The sequence below is a fragment of the Pseudomonas sp. GW823-FHT02C02 genome (assembly GCF_058797635.1).
This window is the reverse complement of record NZ_JBXAJV010000016.1, coordinates 140,841-158,358: the sequence shown is the minus strand read 5'-3', so window position 1 is coordinate 158,358 and position 17,518 is coordinate 140,841. Positions and strand designations below refer to the sequence as shown.

The following is a 17,518-nucleotide window of genomic DNA, read 5'->3' as shown; positions in this document are numbered from 1 at the left end:
CCTACAAAGATCGACGTACACCCGGCTTTATGGATAAACGCGGCGCCCGCCCACAAGGCTGGCGCCGACAGTGGAACAACAAAAACAATCACTGTGAGGGATACCGATATGTCAGAACATGTTCAGCCCCTGGATGCCACGCTCAGCGTCGACACCAGCCCCGACACCCGCAAAGTCATCTTCGCGTCGTCACTCGGGACGGTGTTCGAGTGGTACGACTTTTTCCTCTACGGCGCCCTCGCGGCGGTGATCAGCAAGCAGTTTTTCGCCGGGGTCAACGACACCACGGCGTTTATCTTTGCGCTAATGGCCTTCGCCGCCGGTTTCATCGTGCGGCCCTTCGGCGCGTTGGTGTTCGGACGGCTGGGGGACATGATCGGGCGTAAATACACGTTCCTCGCGACCATCGTCCTCATGGGCCTGGCGACCTTCTGTGTCGGGCTGTTGCCGACTTATGCGAGCATCGGCATCGCCGCGCCGATCATCCTCGTGGTGTTGCGCATGCTTCAGGGCCTGGCCCTGGGCGGTGAGTACGGCGGCGCTGCCACTTACGTCGCCGAACACGCGCCGATGGGCAAGCGCGGTTTCCACACCAGCTGGATTCAGTCCACCGCCACCCTCGGCCTGTTGCTGTCGCTGCTGGTGGTGCTTGGCTGCCGTTATTTCACCGGCGACCAGTTTGAAGTCTGGGGCTGGCGCATTCCGTTTCTGTTTTCCATCGTGCTGTTGGGCATCTCGACCTGGATTCGCTTGAGCCTGCACGAGTCGCCGGCCTTCGTGAAAATGAAAGAGGAAGGCAAACTCTGCAAGTCGCCGCTACGCGATTCCTTCGGTAAATGGGAAAACCTCAAAGTCGTACTGATCGCCCTGTTCAGCATCAACGCCGGGCAAGCGGTGACCTTCTACGCCGCACAGTTCTATGTGCTGTTTTTCCTCACGCAGTTCCTGAAGATGGACCCGGCGTTGGCCAACAGTCTGCTGATTGTCAGCGTGATCATCGGCGCGCCGTTCTTCATCTTTTTTGGCTGGCTGTCGGACAAGGTCGGGCGCAAACCGGTGCTGATGATCGGCCTGTTGCTGGCGACTGCGTTGTACTTCCCGATCTTCAAGTCCATCGCCCACTACGCCAACCCGGCCATCGACCAGGCCAGCCGTCAGGCACCGATTACCGTACTGGCCGACCCGGCCACCTGCACCTTCCAGTTCGACCCGGTGGGCAAGGCGAAATTTGACAGCCCGTGCGACAAGGTCAAAACCTTCCTGGTGAAGCAGGGCCTGCCCTACACGAGCGAAGCCGCACCGGCCGGCAGCGACGTGCAGGTCAGCGTCGGTGACGTGAAACTGGATGGCTTCGACGAAGCGGCCCTGCGCGGTGCGGTGACCTTGGCGGGGTATCCGTCACAAGCCGATACGCAACAGGTCAACAAGCCCATGATCGTGGGACTGATGGTGGTGCTGATCATCATTTCCGCCATGTGTTACGGCCCGTTGGCAGCGCTGATGGTCGAACTGTTCCCGACCCGTATCCGCTACACCTCGATGTCCCTGCCGTACCACATTGGTAACGGCTGGTTTGGCGGTTTCCTGCCGACCGTGTCGTTTGCCTTGGTGGTGTATACCGGGGACATCTTCTACGGGCTGTGGTACCCGGTGGTGATTACCGCGGTGAGCCTGGTGGTGGGGATGATCTGTCTGCGTGAGACCAAAAACGTGGATCTGGATACCAACTAAGGGCCATACACAACCAACAACGCCCCGCCATGCGGGGCGTTTTCATGTGTGGCGGCGATCACATCGCAAGGGTTCGTTTTGCCTGCTGCCTTGGTTCAACGTGCAGCGCCTTGATGTAATCCACCAGATACCGCGCATCCTGTGCGACCCCGGAAAAACGTCCTGACCCCCAGGTGTATAACCACGGCAGCCCAAGGAAGTACAAACCCGGCTGCGCGGTGATTCCGCGCTGGTGCCCAGGATGACCGCGACCGTTGAACACCGGGGCTTCGACCCAGGTGAAGTCCGGACTGAAGCCGATGCACCAGATGATGCTGGTGATGCCTTCGTCCACCAGGTCCAGTTCACCGCGTTCCTGCCCTGGCACCCAGACCGGTGCGTAAGGCGCACCCGGCGGAGCGTCAATCGCGTGCTGTTCTATGTACTTGTCGATCGACGTATTGATGCGGTTATAGACCGCATCGGCGCTGTCCAGGCTCTCGCCCAGGTTATTGGCGAATTGCAGGCGAGTGCCCTGCAAGCCCTCCAGTCGACCGAACAATTCCATGCCTTCGCGGGCGAAGCTGCGCAGGTCAATGTCGCGCCCGCCGTCGCGTCCGGTGACGTAATGGTTGGTGTTGTCGCGCACGCCTTCACGCAGCGGATGAGTGTCGACGCCAATCTCGTAGTAACCCATCTCCGCCAGCCAATCGACCACGTCCTTGCCACGGTAAAAACGCGCACAACGCGGCGCATCCCCCACCGCCAGATAGACCTTGCGACCCGCCAGGTGCAAGTCTTCGGCAATTTGCGCGCCCGACTGGCCAGAACCGACCACCAGCACATTGCCTGCTGGCAAGGCTTGCGGGTTGCGGTATTGCTCGGAGTGAAGCTGATGAATCCCGGCCGGCAGACGTTCGGCCAGGCGCGGGATGATCGGCGTGTGGTAACCGCCCGACGCGACAATCACCTGGTCGGCCGTGAACTCGCCTTGTGAGGTGTGAACCTCATACCCCCCAAGGCTGCGGGGAACCACGCGCTGCACCGTGACACCTTCGCGGGCCGGGGCGTTCACCGACTGGACGAAACCGGCCAGGTATTGATTGATCTCATCCTTCTTCATGAAGCCGTGAGGATCGCTGCCGTTGAAATCATCGATGTAGGTGTAACCCGGCAATGCGCATTGCCAGTTAGGCGTGACCAGACTGAACGCATCCCAGCGCTGGTTGTGCCAGGTGTGGGTCAGGCTGTGTTTTTCCAGCACCAGATGATCGATACCTGCCTGTTGCAGGAAGTAGCTGGCGGACAATCCGGCCTGACCGCCGCCGACGATGATCACGCTGTGGTGGGGAGGTTTGATTGAGGTGAGGTGGCTGGTCATGGCGCGCTCCGGTGCTCGGTAACGAAAATGGTTATGAGAGAAAATCGCTGAATCAGAATGAGCCCCAGCCCGCACCGATCACCTGCCCGGCGCCTTCGGTACGCATGCTGAGAACGTCCACCTGCCCCGCGAGATGAACGGGGTCGACGAGATAGCTGGCCTGGCCCTTGAGTGAACTCAGGGTGTCCATGGCCGAACTGCAATAGAAACCCTTGACCTGCTTGACGCGTTCCGAGGCATTGTCCAAGGCACTTTCGAGGCGTTGCAGGAAGTCCGTCAGCGGGTAACTCGCGCCCTCCTCCAGGTAGTGGAAAATCACGGTGGAAGGCGAGTAACCGGTCGCTTCCTTGCCATTGGGCCAGCGGATTTTGAAGTTGACGGCGGGCATGTCAGTGCTCCTGTTGCTTGAGGTTCAAAGGGCTCAGGTCGAGATGGGAATAGCTGAAGCCGGTAAAGGCCTGTTCGCGCAGGTTCCAGAATTCGCCGTGCCGGTCGCCGAGCTGGACGTTCAACACACCACTGGTGTTGACCCGACCGATGCGCTCGCAGCGCACACCTTCGAAGGCAAATGCGGTCTGTACCTGCGGCCAGTCGCGCTCATCCAGCGTCATCAAGAAGCCGTAACTGGGGAACACTTGTAGCCAGCGCATGAGGTCGGCATCCGGCGGACGTGGCAACGCGGTCAAATCGACTGTCGCGCCGCAGCCGGTGGTTTCCAGCAACATCAACAGGCTGCCCAGTATCCCGGCGTTGCTGATGTCTTTCGCCGCGTGCAGCAGTTGTGCGTCGGCCAGGCGCGGCAACACGTCGAGCTTGCTGCGCAGGCGCTCGGCAGGTACGCCTTCGAAGGCTTTCCAATACGTGCTGTCGGCATGCCAGGCGCCTTCCAGGTCTACCGCCATGGCGATGACCTGGCCGGGGGCGATATGCAGGGTCGACAGCAGTTTTTGCGCAACACCGGTGATCGCCACCGCCAATGCGGTCGGGTTGCCTGCCGTGAGGCTGGTGTGCCCACCCGCCAGCAGCAAGCCATAGGCCTCGCAAGCGGCACAAATCCCCGCGAGCATTTGCTGCGCAGCCGCGTTGTCGTGATGCCAATACGCGTTGACCACCGCCGTCGCGCGGCCGCCCATGGCGGTGATGTCGCTGACGTTGGCCATGACCGCCGACCACCCGGCAAACCACGGCGCCGACTCGACGAAGGCCGGCAACATGCCTTCGATGGCCAGCAACTGAAAATGATCGCCGCAGGCAATCGCTGCCGTGTCATCGCCGGGCAAGGCGTAAAGCTGTGCGCGGGTCAGCGATTGTCCGGCGTCACCGATCACCGCCGCAGGATGCTGGATCGCCTGTTTCGAGCGCATCGCCGGAGTGTTGCGCAAGGTATCGAGCAGCGCTGGCAGATCAGTCATGGCGAGCCACCTTCAGCGCACGCAACGAAACCTGGCGCGGCATCAGCGGGTAGCTCGGCAAATCCGCCTGCATCAAGCAATGGGGCTGGCCGAGCAGTTCCAGCTGTTGGAGGGTCTGCCAGCGCAGGCCATGGAAATAGATTTCGTTCTGCGCCTGCACGGTGGCCCGAAAGATTTCGCAGCCCAGCTCCTTGGCCCGCGACACCGCTTCGTTGACCAGCGCCTTGCCGATCATGCTGTGCCGCCGATACGCCGGGGCCACACACAAGCGTCCGCCAAACCACAAGCCGGGTTCCGGCTGATAGATACGCACCGCGCCCACCACCTGATCGGCGATCCCGCAATTGCCGGCCAGGGCGACGATGGCAATCGCCTGGAAGTCATGGCGATCCTTGTCCTGCGCCAGCAGTTGTTGCTCATCGGAGAACACCGAGCGTCGCAAGGCAAAATAGGCGTGTTTCTCCCAGGGTTCGCTGGCGGGTTTGACCAGCAACTCACCCGCACGGAACGGCTCGAAGGTGCTGTCGACCAAGGCATAGGCGAGATTGGGCATGGGTGTTCTCCGGTTTATTCGTAGCTTTTCAGGGCCGAGCACGCGCCGCATTTGGCGCAACCGGCGTTGATCTGATCGGAGTGCAAACCGTGACGGCGCAGGCTCGCGCCGATCTGCGGATACAGGCGGGCCATCATTGCGCTGTCGGGTTTGGGGTGATGGGCCAACGGCGTGCCGTCGATGGGCACGAACGGCACCACGAACGGGTAAACACCCATCGCGCACAAACGCTCGCTCATCTCACTGATGGCCGCTTCGCTGTCGCCCAGGCCGGCGAGGATGTAGGTGCTGACCTGGCCGCGACCGAACACTTCGACCGCCGCACTGAAGGCTTCGAAATAACGACTCAGGGGCACTTCGGCCTTGCCCGGCATGATCCGCTGGCGCACTGCATCGGTGACCGCTTCCAGGTGCATGCCGAGGGAAACCACGCCACTGTCGGCCAGGCGCTGGAACCAGCGGTCATCATCCGGCGGCTCGCATTGCGCCTGAATCGGCAGATCGACCGCGGCGGTGACCGCAGCGGCGGATTCACACAGAATCGCCGCGCCACGGTCCGGAGTTTGCGGGGTGCCGGTGGTCATCACCATGTGCTTGACGCCATCGAGTTCCACTGCCGCTTTTGCGACTTGCGCCAGTTGCTGCGGACGTTTTCGAGCGATGGTCTTGCCTGCCGCCAGCGACTGGCCGATGGCGCAGAACTGGCATGAACTGCCGCGATCATTGAAGCGAATGCAGTGCTGCAAAACGGTGGTCGCCAGTACGTCGCTGCTATGGAGCGTGGCGATTTTCCAATAGGGAATGCCGTCAGCGGTGCTCAAGCCATAGAACTTCGGCACCCCCGGCATCTGCACCTGACCGACCTGCAGGCCTTCGCGAAAGATCAGCGCCTGGCTGCCATCGGCGCTGGGTTGCGCTTGATAGGGGGAATCCTGCGAGGCCTGGTTGAGGATCGGCACCATCATGGTCCGGCTGCCGAAACTCAGGGCCTTGTGGTCCGAAGGCCCCGCACCTCCTTGTCGCGACAAGCCGTTTTGCGCCGCTGGCCAGCGCACGCCATGGCATTGCAGTTCAGCCAGCAATTCATTGGTTTGCATGATCGAACTCCTCGGTGGCCAGCGCCGCAAAATGCGCACCGCGTTCATGCACATGGGCCGTCGGTGTGCGGTCGATCAACAGGCTGAGCAGTTCCGGGCGGCTGTAATGCCCAACCGAATCCATCATCCGTTTGCGTTTGTCGATCAGCGCCAGGTCGAGGTCGGCGATCACCACGCCTTCGCCGGCGCGCAGCGGCTCGCCCAGTAATTTGCCTTCAGGCGACACGATGGCGGTGAAGCAGCCACCCGAGATCGGCCCGAGGCCGCAGCCGGTGTCCTGCATGATCTGGCCCTGCTGATCGGCATCCAGCCACGCGGTGGCGTTGACCACGAAACAGCCGGACTCCAACGCGTGATGGCGGATGGTGACTTCGATCTGCTCGGCAAAAATGTCGCCCACCAGGGAGCCGGGGAACATCGCGACGTGGATCTGTTCGCCGTCCGCCATCAAGGCGTAACGGGCCAGCGGGTTGTAATGCTCCCAGCACGCCAGCGAACCGATGCGCCCGACCGCGCTGTCGATGGCCCGCAGGCCGGAACCATCGCCTTGCCCCCAGACCATGCGCTCGTGGTAGGTCGGCGTGATTTTGCGCCGATGCTGAATCAGGCTGCCGTCGGCATCGAAGAGCAATTGCGCGTTGTAGATCGTGCCGCCCTCGCGCTCATTGACACCGATGGAGACGACCATCCCTGCTTGCTTGCAGGCTTCGCCAATCGCCAGGGTGGCGGCGGACGGCACCGTCACGGACTGATCGAGCAATTTGAGGTGTTGTGCACCCATGGCAAACGCGGGCTGCACAAATGAAAAATAGGGGTAGTAAGGCACCACCGTTTCCGGGAACACGGCGAACTGCACGCCTTGTCGACCGAGGGCGATAATCTGTTGGCAGACCTTGTCCACGGTGCCTTCGCGGCTGTAAAGCACCGGGCTGATCTGTACGGCGGCTGCGCGAATGATGGGCATGATAGGTCCTGAAGTAAGTTGTGCTCGGAAGATCGACGCGGTCCTGTGGGAGTTGGCTTGCCTGCGATTCAGGCGGCGCGGTGTATCAGACACGCCGCCATCGCGAGCAGGCTCACTCCCACAAAGGGTTTTGTGCGGTCAGGCCGTCCAGGTATCGATGATCATCGCGCCCTCACGGCGCATCAGCAGGCGCAGGTCCATCACGTCCAACGGGTTGATCGGGCGGATGCCTTCGATCAGCGCCTTTTCGGTCTGGCCATACAACGCTTGCAGGGCGAAGCGGCAGGCATAGACCTCACCGCCCTCCTCCATGAACTGGATCAGTTGCTTGTTCACCGCCAGGTGACCGGGAAACGCTTCGGCCCCCAGGGTCGGGAAACCGCGCTGCACACCCAGTTGCACGCCCGGTCCGTACAGCAGGATTTTGGTTTCGAACCCTTTGCGCAGCAGGCGTTTGGCCTGAAGCATATTGACCAGGCCGATGGAGCCCTCGAAGGCGATGGTGTGGAAGGTGATCAGGACTTTTTCGCCGGGTTCGGCCTTGATGTCCTCGAAGACTTTTTCTTCGTAATTGACCAGGAAGTCGCCGTCTTTGTAATGGGGGATGTCCACGGTTGGCATAGTGTCGCTCTCCAGTTTCTTGGTGCTTGAACGTCAGCCGGTGTTGGCTGCCGGGTTGCAGGAGATAGAGCGAACGCCGTGCCAGGAAATAAAATCAGTTTCTGCCAAGTTGTAAGTGGTTGATTAACTTGAATTTCACCATCTGATCCGGTTTTTTACGGCACATCTGAGGCTATCGGCGAATCACGCATTCCCGTAGAAATACGAATATTCGTAGCGACAAATCACGAGATTTCGTACTCATGAACGAAGCAGACTCTCTCAGCGGATGGGCCGACCTGGCGTATTCATCGCGACACATGGTGTTCGAGCATTGCGCCGAAGCCATTGCGCTGCTCAATCCGTTTGCCGATCGCCTGGGCGACCTGAACATCGCCGCCTGCAAATTGCTCGGCTACCCGCGCCAGGAATTGCTGGAGCTGCCCGTGAGCAAGCTATTCGGCCATCAACTGGCGGACCTGATCGTGTTCACCCAGGCCGTGATGGACAAGGGCCGCGGCTGGACCGAAGAGCTGAGCTGCAACTGCAAGAGCGGTGAACGCATCGAACTGGAAATCTCTGCCACCACCCTGCAGATCAAGGGCGAGCAACACCTGATCCTGGTGCTGCGCGAGCTGAGTCATGAGAAGTACCAGCGTGACCAGGCCCACACCGAGCGCACCATGCGCGGCGGGCTGATCGAGTGGCGCAACATCCTCAACCTGTTCCAGGAAAGCGAACGCGATAACCAACTGCTGCTGAGTTCGGTGGGTGACGGTATCTACAGCATCAACAGCGAAGGCCTCGCCACCTTCGTCAACCCGGCCGGCGCGCGGATGCTGGGTTGGGAACCGCAGGACATGATCGGCAAAAACATCCATCGCATTCACCACCACACCCATGCCGACGGCAGCCATTACCCGGTCGAAGAGTGCCCGATCTACAAAGCCGTGCGCGACGGCGTGGTTCATGAGGGGCGCCAGGAGGTTTTCTGGCGTCGGGACGGCAGTTCGTTTCCGGTGGAATTCACCAGCACGCCGGTGATTTCCGACGGCCGCATCGTCGGCGCCGTGGTGGTGTTTCGCGACATCACCGAACGGCGCAGCACCGAAAACCAGCTGCAAAGCGCCCTTGAAGAACTCAAAGTGCTCAAGGAGCGGCTTGAGGAACAAAACGCGTACTTGCAGGAAGAGATTCACATCGAACACAACTTCCGCGAGATCGTCGGCCAGAGCGAGCCGATCAAGAAAATCATCAAGCAGATCGACGTGGTCGCCCCCACCGATGCCAGCGTGCTCATCAACGGCGAGTCAGGCACCGGCAAAGAGCTGATTGCCCGCGCGATCCACCAGGCCAGCCGCCGCAACGCCCATCCGCTGATCCGGGTCAATTGTGCGGCGATCCCGGCGGAGTTGTTCGAAAGCGAGTTCTTCGGGCATATCCGTGGGGCCTTTACCGGCGCCGTGCGCGATCGCGTCGGGCGTTTTGAGCTGGCCGATGGCGGCACGCTGTTTCTCGACGAGATCGGCGAAATCCCGTTGGAGCTGCAAAGCAAACTGTTGCGGGTGTTGCAGGAAGGCCAGTTCGAACGGGTCGGCGAAGAACGCACCCGCAAGGTCGATGTGCGGATCATTGCCGCGACCAACCGCGATCTGCGCCAGGAAGTGACGGCGAAAAACTTCCGTGAAGACTTGTATTTCCGCCTCAACGTTTTCCCGATCCAGTCGCCGGCACTGCGTGAACGCCCGATGGATATCGCGCCGCTGGCAGCGCACTTTCTCAAGCAGACCGGCAAGCGCCTGAACATGCCCGGGCGGCGCCTGCGTAACGGCGACATCGAGCGCCTGCAACGTTACTCGTGGCCGGGGAATATTCGCGAGTTGCAAAACGTTATCGAGCGCGCGCTGATCACCTCGATCGGTGCGGACCTCAATCTGGATCTGCCGGACGAATCGGCAATCGATCAAGGCAGCACGCCCCTGAACATCACTCATCAGAGCATTTTGACCGACGCGCAGATTCGCGAACTGGAGCGCAGCAACATGCAGGCCGCGCTGACCGCGACCAAGGGCAAGCTCTTCGGCAAAGGCGGGGCGGCCGATCTGCTGGGCATCAAGCCCACCACACTGGCTTCGCGACTCAAGCGACTGGATATTTAGGCCAGGGAAGTCAGTATGTCCATGCCGTTGCATACGCTACCCTGATCCCAAGGCTCGACGAAGCCACAGCCCCGCCCCCTTTCAGACCGAGGCCCCATGATCATTTCATCCGCATCCGACTACCGCGAGGCAGCACGTCGCAAACTCCCGCGTTTTCTGTTCGATTACATCGATGGCGGGGCGTATGCCGAGCATACGCTGCGGGCCAACAGCGCCGACCTGGCGGGCATCAGCCTGCGTCAGCGGATTCTGAAAAACGTCGAAACCCTGAGCCTGGAAACCACCCTCTTCGATCAACCCCTATCAATGCCCGTCATATTGGCGCCGGTCGGCCTGACGGGCATGTTCGCCCGCCGGGGTGAGGTGCAGGCGGTCAGAGCGGCGGAGAAAAAAGGTATTCCGCTGTGCCTTTCAACCGTATCGGTGTGTTCGATTGAGGAAGTCGTGGCGCAGAGCCAGCAAGCCATCTGGTTTCAGCTGTACGTGCTCAAAGACCGGGGCTTCATGAAAAACGCCCTGGAGCGAGCGAAGGCCGCCGGGGTGAAAAACCTGGTGTTTACTGTCGACATGCCGACCCCGGGCGCCCGCTACCGGGATGCGCATTCGGGCATGTCCGGGCCTTTTGCGTCATCGCGACGCATGCTTCAGGCCATGACACGCCCAGACTGGGCGTTCAACGTCGGGGTCATGGGCCGCCCGCACGACCTGGGCAACATCTCGAAGTACCTGGGCAAAGCCGTCACGCTTGAAGACTACATGGGCTGGCTGGCCAATAACTTCGACCCGTCGATCAGCTGGAGTGATCTGGAGTGGATTCGTGATTTCTGGAAAGGCCCGATGATCATCAAAGGCATCCTCGACCCGCAGGACGCCAGGGACGCGGTGAGCTTTGGCGCAGACGGCATCGTGGTGTCGAACCATGGGGGACGGCAGCTCGACGGCGTCCTTTCTACCGCCCAGGCATTGCCGCCGATCATGCAAGCGGTGGGCAATGACCTGACGGTGCTGGTCGACTCGGGTATTCGCTCGGGGCTCGATGTGGTGCGGATGCTGGCCATGGGCGCCAAAGGTGTATTGCTGGGGCGATCCATGGCTTATGCGCTGGCGGCCGATGGTCAACGCGGGGTGGAGAACATGCTGGATATTTTCGCCAAGGAAATGCGCGTGGCCATGACCCTGACCGGGGTCACTTCGATTGGTCAGATTGATGAATCGACGTTGGTGGGGGCTGTTCGCTGAAATGAACACGCCCCATCAGTGTGGGCATTTGCTCACCTGATCACCTCTTCAGCCAATCAAAAACCTGTGGCGAGGGAGCTTGCTCCCGCTTGAGTGCGCAGCACTCACAAAAATCGGTAGCGTTGCCCCGTTTTTGGGGCCGCTACGCAGCCCAGCGGGAGCAAGCTCCCTCGCCGCAAAAGCAGGTAGGCCTGAAAAATCGCGCGTGAGTGAGCAGCATTGCCGTCAATGCCGAACCTCACTCAACGTCTTTGAGCACCTCAAACGTAACCTGATCGGGATAGAACGCCACATACCCGCGAATCTGTTCGACCGACACTTTGGGGTCTTCATAGCGCCACACCGCGTTGGCGCCCTCATGCCCCGGGATTTGCAGGCTGTAATACGTGGCGTCGCCCTTGTACGGGCAATAGGTCGTGTGGTCGGTGCGGGCGAAATACTTTTCGTCGATGTCCTCCCAGGGCACGTAGTACACCGGAGGATAATTGGCCTCCAGCAGCACCAGTGCGCGCGAGGAAGCGGCCACTTGAATACCGTGAAATTTCACTAACAGGCAGCCCGGCTGCTCGGCGATGGTGATGACAGGACTGGGACCGGTGCTTTTCATGGAATACGTGCCTCATGAAGGTGATGGACCTGTGGGAGCGTGCGGTACGGTGATCCGGCTTGCCCGCGATGGGTCGCGCAGCGGCCCCGAAACCTGAGACTGCGAATGTCAGGTATAACCCAAATTTCGTCAGCACGACGGCCTCGCAGCCGAACGGGCCGTTTTGACTGGCGCAAACAAACGCAACAGCTTTGCTGTACATCCATACAGATAATGATTGATCCCTTGCTCATCACCCGCCATTCTGTGCGCCTCTTGCACACTTGATGAACGATGGTGGTTATGCAGCTGTACCTCTGTGAAAAACCTTCCCAGGCCAAAGACATCGCGGCAGTGCTCGGCGCCAAGCGTCGGGGCGACGGTTGCTGGCTGGGAACGGACGTCACGGTGACCTGGTGCATCGGCCATCTGCTGGAAACCGCGCCGCCGGACGCCTACGACGCGCGCTACAAGCGTTGGGTGCTGGCGGATCTGCCGATCATTCCGGAAAAATGGAAGATGACGGTCAAACCGCGCACGGCCAGCCAGTACAAGGCCGTCAAACGCTTGCTGGGCGAGGCGGATGAACTGGTGATTGCCACTGACGCCGACCGTGAGGGCGAGATGATTGCCCGGGAACTGGTCGAGCATTGCCGCTATCGCGGGCCGATCCGGCGCCTGTGGCTGTCGGCGCTGGACGATGCGTCGATACGCAAGGCGCTGGCGGCGCTCAAACCGGGAGCCGAAACTTTCAGCCTTTATCATTCGGCGCTGGGACGTTCCCGGGCCGACTGGTTGATCGGGATGAACATGAGCCGCTTGTTCACGTTGCTGGGCCGTCAGTCCGGTTATCAGGGCGTGTTGCCGGTGGGCCGGGTGCAGACACCGACCTTGCGGCTGGTGGTGGATCGTGACCGCAGCATTGCCGATTTCGTACCGGTGGCCTATTGGGCCATCGACGTGCAGCTGTTGCATGACGGCACGGCGTTCACCGCCCAGTGGCGCGCGGCATCCGACGTCTGTGACGATCAGGATCGTTGCCTGAATCAGGCGCTGGCCCAGCAAGCGGCTGCGGCCATCAGCAGCGCGGCGAGTGCCCGGGTGATCAAGTTGCGCACCGAGCGAATGCGTGAAGTCGCGCCGTTGCCGTTCGACCTGGGCACGTTGCAGGAAGTCTGTTCGAAGAAGCTCGGGCTCGGCGCCCAGGAAACCCTCGACATCGCCCAGGCGCTCTACGAAACCCACAAAGTCATCACCTACCCGCGCAGCGATTGCGGTTTCCTGCCGCTGAGCCAGCACAGTGAAGCCCCGGGCATTCTCGCCGCGCTCCGGCAGGCCGATCCGTCCCTGAACGCCTTGAACGATCACCTGGAGCCACAGCGCCGTTCACGGGCCTGGAACGACGCCAAGGTCACGGCTCACCACGGCATCATCCCGACGGCGGCGGCCAAGCATCTCGATCGACTGGTGGGCAAGCAACGGGCGGTCTACACCCTGATCCGCGCACGCTATCTGGCGCAGTTCCTGCCCAACCATGAATACGACCGCACCCAGGCCGACTTCGACTGCGCCGGTGAAGCCTTGCGCGCCGTCGGCAAGCAGATCGTCGAGCCCGGCTGGAAACGCGCCCTGCCCGAGGCGCTCGCCCCGGCCAAGGGTCGCGAGGCACCTGCACCGCAAACACTCCCGGCATTGGCCGAAGGGCGTGACTGCGCGGTGGCCGACGTGAAGCTCAAGGACCTCTGGACGCAACCGCCCAAGCCATTCACCGAAGGCGACCTGATCAAAGCGATGAAGAACGTCGCCAAACTGGTGGAAGACCCGCTGCTCAAACAGAAGCTCAAGGACACCACCGGCATTGGCACCGAGGCGACACGCGCCTCGATCATCCAGGGCCTGCTCGACCGTGGTTACCTGATCAAGAACGGCAAGGCCCTGGCCGCGACCCCGGCGGCCTTCAGCCTGATCGATGCGGTGCCGCGCGCCATCGCCGACCCCGGCACCACGGCCATCTGGGAACAGGCGCTGGACATGGTGCAAAGCGGCGAGATGGGCCTGGAAGAATTCGTCACCAAACAGGCCGCGTGGATGAGCAAACAGGTCGCCCGTTGCGCCGGCCTGAGCCTGACCATCAGCGGGCCGGCGAGCCCGGCCGGTCGTGGCGCCACTCCGTGGAAAAACAAACGAAAGCCCGCCAAGCGCAAGCCGTCGACAGGCGCCAAACGCGCGGCGAAACCGGCCAGTAAAGCTTGAGGGCACTTCGAACGGACCGTAATGGTCTAGTGTTCTTCAAGCCCGGCGATGGCCCCATTTTCTGAAACGGCATCGCAGCCTCGTTTCAATCGACAGCTGCTACAGGAATCTTGTTTATGATTATCGTGCACCACCTCAACAACTCCCGCTCCCAGCGGATTCTCTGGTTGCTTGAAGAACTGGCCATTCCTTATGAGCTGAAACGCTATCAGCGCGACCCGAAAACCAATCTGGCACCGCCGGAACTGAAAGCGATCAACGCCCTGGGCAAATCGCCGGTCATCGAAGATGGCGCGCAGAAATTGATCGAGTCCTCTGCGATCATCGATTACCTGATACGTCGTCATGGCCAGGGGCGCCTGCAACCCGATCCGTCTACCCCCGCCTATGACGAATACGTCCAGTGGCTGCACTTCGCCGAAGGCTCGGCCATGCTGCCGCTGATGTTGAACCTGTACGTCGGGCGTCTGGGTGAAGCCGGTGCGCCACTGCATCCGCGTATCAACTCCGAAGTGGCCAACTACCTTGGCTACCTCGACACGGCCTTGAGCCAGTCCGATTATTTGCTGGGTGACGAATTCAGCGCCGCCGATATCCAGATGAGCTTTATCGGCGAGATTGCCCGCGCCCAGGGCAAGCTGGGCAACTACCCTCATGTAGCGGCCTGGGTTGATCGCTTCCAGGCACGTCCTGCTTACGCCGCGGCGTTGAAGACGGGTGGGACATACGACTTCGCTCCGCACTGAGTGATCCCGAAAGAGCCACGGACGGCCCTTCGATCTGGAGAAAACCCAGCATGCCCTCGATAGAACTGCATGCCGCACACCGCGACGAACTGGAAACGATTGAAAACCTGATGCAGTTCTACATGCATGACTTCAGCGAGTTTCTACCGCTGAAACTCGGCGAGCACGGTTTTTTCGACATCCGATCCAACCAAGATTACTGGCGCAAGCCTGGGACCCAGCCATTTCTGATCAAGGTGGACGGTGAACTCGCCGGTTTCGTGACCGTGGACGACGACACGCATATCGACGGCGCCGAGCACAACATCGGCTACTTGTTTGTCAGCCGACGCTTTCGTGGCCAAGGTGTCGCGAAGTTTGTCGTGTCCACCCTCTTGAGCCGGTTCCCCGGTCAATGGCAGATTTTCCACATCGACGCGAACCTGCCTGCACGGCACTTCTGGGCCAAGGTGATGCCCGAGATCGCAGGCGATGAATTCACCCTGCATCAACGGTCGGTAGACGGTTATCCCTGCACCTTCTATCGCTTCCAACATCTGCTGCCATCGTCCTGACCCGGGCGTTGCGTCGCTGCTTTTTAATTCCAAAGCGCTTTGTCCGACAATATGTAGTGACTAAAAATAATCACTACATAACGGTTGACGCCTCCGATTTGCCCTTGCATGATGCAGACATCTCCCCGATCGGGAGTACAGCAACATGTTTGAGCAAGCTCGTCTGACCGCCGAGCTGTTTTTCCCGGATACACGCTGCCCACAAGGCAGATTGAAGAAGCTGACCTGGCCCGAACGTCCAGTACAAGGACGAGAAGCGCTGGCGATCAATCCTCATGAAGCTTGTGGCCGACCCTAAAAAGTCGGCGGTGGCCTCCAGGTTTTCGCTGCTTCTCTTCGTTGTGACGCTATTGCGTAGCAGTTATTCAACACGACTACATGCAACAGACGCGAGACCCCGTCGAATTGACGGCTGACCGCTGACGTCCTGGTTTCGGTGCCAGGGATCAACTAACCGATGGGCTACCTGTATTAGCGAATCAACTTTGAAAGATCACCAAATGGTCAAGGGGCATATTATGAATCTGAACAATCAACCTACTATCGATGAACTGGCTCGTATCTTCGCTGCGCAAAAAGACAGCCACGACAGCCACATTCTGTGGATCAGCAAATCGGGCCAGGTTCATATCGATTGCCTGTCGCCACACGCCCATGAAGCGGAGTTCGACCAGAACAACCAGAACCTGCTGGCACGACTGAAGATGTACCGTCGCGGCCAAGGCTATGTCGGCAAGAAAGCCGCGGCCGACGAGGACTTCATCGGTAATGTTCTGCAAACGCTGAAACAGGCGTGGGCCTCGATGCAGAACCAGAACGAAGTTCGGGTGATTGACCGGTTCTACTGATATCCCCCCCGCTGCTCCTCAAAATAAGGCCCCGCTCGTATGATCGAGCGGGGCCTTTTTTTGTTTGTCTCGTGCGCAGTAAATACAGCTATCGTTAAGCGTATTCGCTGCTGTGCCCATGGAGACTTGCGATGAAAAATGCCCTGACAACCCTGCTGTTACTGACAATGGCAAATGTTGCCCACGCAGACAGCATCCCCAACCTTCCTTCATTTGATGTGATTTGCCCCGGCAATATTGCCGTCCATGCAGATCAGGAAGGTCCGGTAACAATCAATGACAAAGATGCCGTTACCAAAGCCATCAACGAGCGCAGTTTTGAAGCCAAGGGTTCGGGCGTCACGATCTTGATCATTCTCGCCGATGACGACTCGGTGACCGTGAGCTCCACGGGCAAAGCCCCCAATGGCATCTGCCAATCACTGGACGACTGACTCCGTCGCCACCGCGCCCAACACCAGATTCATGAACGCCACCGACGCCGCGCTGTGATAGTTGTTCTTGCGTCGAAGCAGCGCCGCCCCGCGTGTAGGCGCGTCCCCCAGCAACGGAATTTTGCGCAGTGCCCGGTCCTGGGTGGCAATCGGTTCGGGAAGAATGGTGGCGATAGCCGTGTGCCGAATCACCTCCAGCAAGGTGCTCACCGAATTCACCTCAATCACCACCTTCGGCGTGATCTGCTCCTGCGCAAAATAGTCATCGATGCGGGTGCGGGTGACGAAGTCCGGGGCCAGCAGCGCAAAATCCAACTGCGCCACCTCTTCAGCGGACAACGCGGCTCGCCGTTCATATTGCGGGTGATCCCGTCCCACCATCACCCCCAGGGTTTCGGTAAACGCCGGGATCGATTCGATGTCGGCGTTTCTCACCTGAGTAAACGCGATGGCGATGTCCAGCGAGTCATCCACCAGCCCCGCCTCGATGTCGTCCATCGACAACTCGAAAATCTGCAGATGGATGTTCGGATACCGCGCCACGTAATCGCGCACCAACGGCCCCACCAGATACGCCATGAACGTTGGCGTCATCGCCAGGCGCAAGGTGCCGCGCGATAAATCCTTCACGTCATGCAGCGCCCGTTTGCCGGCTTCCAGTTCCACTAATACCCGACGTGCACACTCGATGTAGGCCTGGCCCGCATCGGTCGGCTTGACCGTGCGCGACGTTCGGTCGAACAGGCTCACGCCCAGGGTTTCTTCAAGCTGGCGGATTTGCTGGGACAGGGTCGGTTGTGAAACGTGCAGCGCCTCGGCGGCGCGGGTGAAGCCGCCGTGGTCGGCAACCGCCAGCAGGTAACGCAGATGTCGCAGCAGCATGGGGCTCACCATCTATAGGCAGTACTTATGCAACGCATTGTATATCGGTCTTGGACGCTATGGATCAATCGGCAGAAGATTGCTTCACACCCAAGCAACA

Annotated in this window: 18 protein-coding genes; 9 read left to right on the top strand and 9 right to left on the bottom strand. The window is 60.3% G+C overall.

Annotated elements, in window-relative coordinates; translation table 11 throughout:
- The first annotated feature begins 108 nt into the window (after window positions 1-108).
- Window positions 109-1,731, top strand: a complete 1,623-nt coding sequence (locus AC1ROI_RS25535; protein WP_077750152.1) for an MFS transporter — start codon at window positions 109-111, stop codon at window positions 1,729-1,731.
- 58 nt (window positions 1,732-1,789) lie between these two features.
- Here AC1ROI_RS25535 and AC1ROI_RS25530 read toward each other — a convergent pair whose 3' ends face one another.
- The 7 genes from AC1ROI_RS25530 to AC1ROI_RS25500 all read right to left on the bottom strand — a co-directional run bounded on the left by AC1ROI_RS25530 (window position 1,790) and on the right by AC1ROI_RS25500 (window position 7,738).
- The gene (locus tag AC1ROI_RS25530; protein ID WP_102595329.1) at window positions 1,790-3,091 is read right to left on the bottom strand and encodes an MSMEG_0569 family flavin-dependent oxidoreductase; all 1,302 of its coding nucleotides are present in this window, start codon (window positions 3,089-3,091) and stop codon (window positions 1,790-1,792) included.
- Between the two features lie 52 nt (window positions 3,092-3,143).
- Window positions 3,144-3,479 carry an MSMEG_0570 family nitrogen starvation response protein gene (locus tag AC1ROI_RS25525; RefSeq protein WP_102595330.1) on the bottom strand — a complete coding sequence of 112 codons (336 nt, stop codon included), beginning with the start codon at window positions 3,477-3,479 and terminating at the stop codon, window positions 3,144-3,146.
- Between the two features lies 1 nt (window position 3,480).
- Window positions 3,481-4,503, bottom strand: a complete 1,023-nt coding sequence (locus tag AC1ROI_RS25520) for a sll0787 family AIR synthase-like protein (protein WP_102595331.1) — start codon at window positions 4,501-4,503, stop codon at window positions 3,481-3,483.
- The gene (locus AC1ROI_RS25515; RefSeq protein ID WP_102595332.1) at window positions 4,496-5,056 is read right to left on the bottom strand and encodes an MSMEG_0567/Sll0786 family nitrogen starvation N-acetyltransferase; all 561 of its coding nucleotides are present in this window, start codon (window positions 5,054-5,056) and stop codon (window positions 4,496-4,498) included. Before AC1ROI_RS25515 ends, AC1ROI_RS25520 begins: the two co-directional genes overlap by 8 nt.
- A 14-nt stretch (window positions 5,057-5,070) precedes the next feature.
- On the bottom strand, window positions 5,071-6,153 hold the full coding sequence (locus AC1ROI_RS25510; RefSeq protein ID WP_102595333.1) for an MSMEG_0568 family radical SAM protein: 1,083 nt from the start codon (window positions 6,151-6,153) through the stop codon (window positions 5,071-5,073).
- A complete protein-coding gene (locus tag AC1ROI_RS25505) occupies window positions 6,140-7,117 on the bottom strand; it encodes a Nit6803 family nitrilase (protein WP_102595334.1) in 978 nt (325 codons plus the stop codon). The genes AC1ROI_RS25510 and AC1ROI_RS25505 overlap by 14 nt, the downstream gene beginning before the upstream one ends.
- Before the next feature lie 138 nt (window positions 7,118-7,255).
- Entirely contained in the window at window positions 7,256-7,738 is a 483-nt protein-coding gene (locus AC1ROI_RS25500) for an MSMEG_0572/Sll0783 family nitrogen starvation response protein (protein ID WP_007969977.1), read from the bottom strand.
- Window positions 7,739-7,980: 242 nt separating this feature from the next.
- On the opposite strand from AC1ROI_RS25500, the gene AC1ROI_RS25495 reads away from it, so the two are divergent.
- Window positions 7,981-9,876, top strand: a complete 1,896-nt coding sequence (locus AC1ROI_RS25495; RefSeq protein WP_102595335.1) for a sigma 54-interacting transcriptional regulator — start codon at window positions 7,981-7,983, stop codon at window positions 9,874-9,876.
- Between the two features lie 96 nt (window positions 9,877-9,972).
- Window positions 9,973-11,115 (top strand): FMN-dependent L-lactate dehydrogenase LldD, encoded by a 1,143-nt coding sequence (gene lldD, locus AC1ROI_RS25490; protein WP_077750151.1) that lies wholly within the window; start codon window positions 9,973-9,975, stop codon window positions 11,113-11,115.
- A 238-nt stretch (window positions 11,116-11,353) separates the two neighbouring features.
- Here lldD and AC1ROI_RS25485 read toward each other — a convergent pair whose 3' ends face one another.
- Window positions 11,354-11,722, bottom strand: a complete 369-nt coding sequence (locus tag AC1ROI_RS25485) for a DUF427 domain-containing protein (protein WP_102595336.1) — start codon at window positions 11,720-11,722, stop codon at window positions 11,354-11,356.
- Window positions 11,723-12,004: 282 nt separating this feature from the next.
- Between AC1ROI_RS25485 and AC1ROI_RS25480 the strand changes: the two genes are divergently transcribed.
- From AC1ROI_RS25480 to AC1ROI_RS25455, 6 genes are all read left to right on the top strand, one after another.
- A complete protein-coding gene (locus AC1ROI_RS25480; protein ID WP_083376966.1) occupies window positions 12,005-13,954 on the top strand; it encodes a DNA topoisomerase III in 1,950 nt (649 codons plus the stop codon).
- Window positions 13,955-14,070: 116 nt separating this feature from the next.
- On the top strand, window positions 14,071-14,700 hold the full coding sequence (locus tag AC1ROI_RS25475) for a glutathione S-transferase family protein (RefSeq protein ID WP_010459566.1): 630 nt from the start codon (window positions 14,071-14,073) through the stop codon (window positions 14,698-14,700).
- Window positions 14,701-14,750: 50 nt separating this feature from the next.
- Entirely contained in the window at window positions 14,751-15,254 is a 504-nt protein-coding gene (locus AC1ROI_RS25470; protein WP_010459564.1) for a GNAT family N-acetyltransferase, read from the top strand.
- Window positions 15,255-15,399: 145 nt separating this feature from the next.
- On the top strand, window positions 15,400-15,552 hold the full coding sequence (locus AC1ROI_RS25465) for a hypothetical protein (protein ID WP_007946257.1): 153 nt from the start codon (window positions 15,400-15,402) through the stop codon (window positions 15,550-15,552).
- Between the two features lie 220 nt (window positions 15,553-15,772).
- The gene (locus AC1ROI_RS25460; protein ID WP_102595343.1) at window positions 15,773-16,102 is read left to right on the top strand and encodes a hypothetical protein; all 330 of its coding nucleotides are present in this window, start codon (window positions 15,773-15,775) and stop codon (window positions 16,100-16,102) included.
- Window positions 16,103-16,233: 131 nt separating this feature from the next.
- Window positions 16,234-16,536 (top strand): hypothetical protein, encoded by a 303-nt coding sequence (locus tag AC1ROI_RS25455; RefSeq protein WP_077750146.1) that lies wholly within the window; start codon window positions 16,234-16,236, stop codon window positions 16,534-16,536.
- Here the strand turns inward: AC1ROI_RS25455 and cynR are convergent.
- On the bottom strand, window positions 16,522-17,418 hold the full coding sequence (gene cynR, locus AC1ROI_RS25450; RefSeq protein WP_102595337.1) for a transcriptional regulator CynR: 897 nt from the start codon (window positions 17,416-17,418) through the stop codon (window positions 16,522-16,524). The genes AC1ROI_RS25455 and cynR overlap by 15 nt on opposite strands.
- Window positions 17,419-17,518: the final 100 nt, after the last annotated feature.

Excerpts from the sequence above, each read along its gene's own strand:
- AC1ROI_RS25535 (WP_077750152.1), top strand. The coding sequence starts at position 109 with ATGTCAGAACATGTTCAGCCCCTGGATGCCACGCTCAGCGTCGACACC.
- AC1ROI_RS25530 (WP_102595329.1), bottom strand. The coding sequence starts at position 3,091 with ATGACCAGCCACCTCACCTCAATCAAACCTCCCCACCACAGCGTGATC.
- AC1ROI_RS25525 (WP_102595330.1), bottom strand. The coding sequence starts at position 3,479 with ATGCCCGCCGTCAACTTCAAAATCCGCTGGCCCAATGGCAAGGAAGCG.
- AC1ROI_RS25520 (WP_102595331.1), bottom strand. The coding sequence starts at position 4,503 with ATGACTGATCTGCCAGCGCTGCTCGATACCTTGCGCAACACTCCGGCG.
- AC1ROI_RS25515 (WP_102595332.1), bottom strand. The coding sequence starts at position 5,056 with ATGCCCAATCTCGCCTATGCCTTGGTCGACAGCACCTTCGAGCCGTTC.
- AC1ROI_RS25510 (WP_102595333.1), bottom strand. The coding sequence starts at position 6,153 with ATGCAAACCAATGAATTGCTGGCTGAACTGCAATGCCATGGCGTGCGC.
- AC1ROI_RS25505 (WP_102595334.1), bottom strand. The coding sequence starts at position 7,117 with ATGCCCATCATTCGCGCAGCCGCCGTACAGATCAGCCCGGTGCTTTAC.
- AC1ROI_RS25500 (WP_007969977.1), bottom strand. The coding sequence starts at position 7,738 with ATGCCAACCGTGGACATCCCCCATTACAAAGACGGCGACTTCCTGGTC.
- AC1ROI_RS25495 (WP_102595335.1), top strand. The coding sequence starts at position 7,981 with ATGAACGAAGCAGACTCTCTCAGCGGATGGGCCGACCTGGCGTATTCA.
- lldD (WP_077750151.1), top strand. The coding sequence starts at position 9,973 with ATGATCATTTCATCCGCATCCGACTACCGCGAGGCAGCACGTCGCAAA.
- AC1ROI_RS25485 (WP_102595336.1), bottom strand. The coding sequence starts at position 11,722 with ATGAAAAGCACCGGTCCCAGTCCTGTCATCACCATCGCCGAGCAGCCG.
- AC1ROI_RS25480 (WP_083376966.1), top strand. The coding sequence starts at position 12,005 with ATGCAGCTGTACCTCTGTGAAAAACCTTCCCAGGCCAAAGACATCGCG.
- AC1ROI_RS25475 (WP_010459566.1), top strand. The coding sequence starts at position 14,071 with ATGATTATCGTGCACCACCTCAACAACTCCCGCTCCCAGCGGATTCTC.
- AC1ROI_RS25470 (WP_010459564.1), top strand. The coding sequence starts at position 14,751 with ATGCCCTCGATAGAACTGCATGCCGCACACCGCGACGAACTGGAAACG.
- AC1ROI_RS25465 (WP_007946257.1), top strand. The coding sequence starts at position 15,400 with ATGTTTGAGCAAGCTCGTCTGACCGCCGAGCTGTTTTTCCCGGATACA.
- AC1ROI_RS25460 (WP_102595343.1), top strand. The coding sequence starts at position 15,773 with ATGAATCTGAACAATCAACCTACTATCGATGAACTGGCTCGTATCTTC.
- AC1ROI_RS25455 (WP_077750146.1), top strand. The coding sequence starts at position 16,234 with ATGAAAAATGCCCTGACAACCCTGCTGTTACTGACAATGGCAAATGTT.
- cynR (WP_102595337.1), bottom strand. The coding sequence starts at position 17,418 with ATGCTGCTGCGACATCTGCGTTACCTGCTGGCGGTTGCCGACCACGGC.